This window comes from Ruegeria sp. AF8, from assembly GCF_056541825.1.
Genome location: NZ_JBQFYW010000056.1, coordinates 1 through 2,881 on the forward strand (window position 1 = coordinate 1; position 2,881 = coordinate 2,881).

Annotated in this window: 3 protein-coding genes; 2 read left to right on the top strand and 1 reads right to left on the bottom strand. The window is 59.9% G+C overall.

The features are described from left to right. Nucleotides 1–727 precede the first annotated feature (727 nt). Nucleotides 728–1,030 carry a peptidase dimerization domain-containing protein gene (locus ACR0AO_RS25255; protein WP_480609727.1) on the top strand — a complete coding sequence of 101 codons (303 nt, stop codon included), beginning with the start codon at nt 728–730 and terminating at the stop codon, nt 1,028–1,030. A gap of 12 nt (nt 1,031–1,042) precedes the next feature. Next, entirely contained in the window at nt 1,043–1,423 is a 381-nt protein-coding gene (locus ACR0AO_RS25260; RefSeq protein ID WP_480609730.1) for a cupin domain-containing protein, read from the top strand. Nucleotides 1,424–1,795: 372 nt separating this feature from the next. Here ACR0AO_RS25260 and ACR0AO_RS25265 read toward each other — a convergent pair whose 3' ends face one another. Continuing rightward, nucleotides 1,796–2,773, bottom strand: a complete 978-nt coding sequence (locus tag ACR0AO_RS25265; protein ID WP_480609733.1) for an HpcH/HpaI aldolase/citrate lyase family protein — start codon at nt 2,771–2,773, stop codon at nt 1,796–1,798. Between the last annotated feature and the right edge of the window lie 108 nt (nt 2,774–2,881).

The window sequence follows — 2,881 nt, forward strand, 5'->3', positions numbered from 1 at the left end:
CCCGCACCGGCACACAGATCACACTGGCGCAGAGCGTCGCCAACCGATCCACCATGTCCCGGGTCACCAGATAAGGCTCCGGCCCGGGCGGCCATTTCTACAGCGTAGTTCATCCAAAGGCCAAAGGCATCGGATCGGTTTTGGCGCTGTTGCGCGGCGGAGTGTTTGTGGCAATGGAGGCGAAAGATCGGATTGATCTGGTCATATGCGGGGAAGAGCCTGTGTTCCTGTCGGAACGATCTGAAGCGCCCGACAGTCTTTTCCCGCTGCCGGGTTGGTCAGTGTGAAACCTTGTTAGCACTATTGAAGCCATTTGAACCACACAACGTGTGCGATGACCTCATGCGGGAAACGAATGTCCTTCAGTCGGGGCATGCAAGTCACTTTGGACATCGGCAACTGTTGTCAACAACAACGATGCTGAATCAGGCTAGCGGTTCCCAAGATGGAGGGGGCCGCAAGAAAGTACTGCGATGGCCCGCAGTGCTTCCTTTCGTTTTGACGAAAGGGCCACACGATCAAACCCAGAGTCGATCAAGCCTAGTCCCTTGCCAGTTCGGCGATTTCGCGTCGGAATGGCAGTGCGTCGCCGATATCCGGCCCGTCCAGTTCGCGGGCATAGCGGTGACCCACACAGTTGGCCCATGCGATCGGGCCCGCGATCCGTTTCGCCTGACGCGGGAAGGCGACCGCGTCTATGGCCGCGGCACCACGGATATGAAAGGGTATGTGGCGCGCGGTCTGCCTCGTTCAGAGCGGCCATTCGGCGCTGGCGCCGAATTTTGTCAACGCACTGCAACTGGCGGCGGACTTCCTGGCGGAGCTGTGTAGGCTGCAACAGGATTTCGTCACCCACCGCGCCCGCGATACTGCCTATGATGCGCCCTATTCGACCGTTCATGTGGGCCGGATGAACGGCGGCACCGCGCTCAACATCGTGCCTGATCGCGTGGAGCTAACTTTCGAGTACCGCCAGCTTGCCGCCTGCGATGCGATGATGGGCCGAATTCTGGAAGACCTGACTGGCTGAGGAGTTCGCGAAATGACCATGATGGCCTATCTGAAAACCATGCCTCGCCCGGAATTTGACGCCTGGGGATCGCCCGAGGATATTGGCGTCGAAACCGCCGAAGGCGCACCCAAATGCGCTGGCAGCTTCGATCTCGGCAGCCCCGAGGATCCGGTCTTTGGCGGTCAATACTCTGTGACCAGAGGAAAATACCGCATAACCTATCAGTTTCATGAACATGCAACCCTGCTGGACGGCGAGGTAGCGTTGACCAATGAAGCCACCGGCGAAACCGTCGTCTATGGCCTCGGCGACAGCTGGATCATCGCCAAGGGTACCCCGGTCTTGTGGGATATCCGCAGCGAAGCTGCACGCAAGTCCTATCTGACAGTGACGACAGATCTGCCTGGATGATCCACTATATTGCCTGACATCGGCAAGCATCGCTGTGGCCCACGGTTTTACCGTGCACAACCGGCCTTAGGCAGCCGTGGGTGATCCGTGACGGTTTTGCCGCCAAGGCCCGCGCAGAAGGGACGAATGTCGAATACGCCTTTGCTAGGCAGGGCTATGTCGTGTGGATAGGCAATGCCAGTCCGCCGCCGAGGTTTTGTCACGTGTGTGACCGCCCCGGCGGCGCTGTCGGATTTTGACCCGGCCCTGACGCGCGCTCCACGCGACGCCGCGACAACGGGAGTTTCCGATCCCGTCAGACAAGCGGCCGCGGTCGGTAGAATGCGAACAGGCCGGGTGTCTGGCCGTGTACAAGACCAACGATATCGTGGATCAGGCGGCGGCGATCTGCCGGGCCTTTTCCACCATGACCTCGGCCTGACGGATCGAGGCATAGTCGATCAGACGGCCATCCAGCGACACGGCACCCTTGCCTGCGGCCTCGGCTTCTGCCATGGCGACAAGAATCCGCTGCGCTTTGGTCACTTCGGCATCGTTGGGCGACATGACCTCGTTGGCCAGAGCGATCTGGCTGGGGTGGATGGCCCATTTACCTTCGCAACCCAGAACTGCTGCACGCTTGGCGGCGGCGCGATAGCCGTCCGGGTCCTGGAAATCGCCGAACGGTCCATCGATCGGGCGCAGACCGTTAGCACGAGCGGCAACCACCATGCGAGCCAGCGCATAGTGCCACATATCGCCCCAATGGGTCGTCCGGTTGGCCTCGGCATCCGGGTCGGTCAGCACCGAATAATCCGGATTCACGCCACCGATGATCGTCGTCCGCGCGCGGGTAGAGGCGGCATAGTCCGCCACGCCAAAATGCAGGCTTTCATTGCGCTTGGATGCGGCCGCGATTTCGCTGACATTCTGCATGCCCAACGCGGTTTCGATGATGTGTTCGAACCCGATCCGCTTTTTGTATCCCTTGGCGTCCTCGATCTGTGTCACCATCATGTCGACGGCATAGACATCGGCGGCGGTGCCCACTTTCGGGATCATGATTAGGTCCAGACGCTCGCCCGCCTGCTCAACGACATCGACCACGTCGCGATACATGTAATGGGTATCCAGCCCGTTGATGCGAACGGACATAGTTTTTTTGCCCCAGTCAATGTCGTTCAGGGCTTGAATGATGTTCTTGCGCGCCTGTTCCTTCTCGTCCGGCGCGACCGCGTCTTCCAGATCGAGGAAGATCACATCCACATCGGATTTCGCGGCTTTCTCAAACATGCCGGGTTGACTGCCCGGAACGGCCAGTTCGCTGCGGTTGAGGCGCGCGGGCGCCTGTTCGATGGAATAAAAACTCATGATTAGACGTCCTTGGTTCAGAGGTTAGGATATAGGGGGAATCGGGCGCAGAGTTCTGCGACTTCGGCGCGGACCTTGGCTTCGACCTCGCCGTTGCCGTCGGGGCCG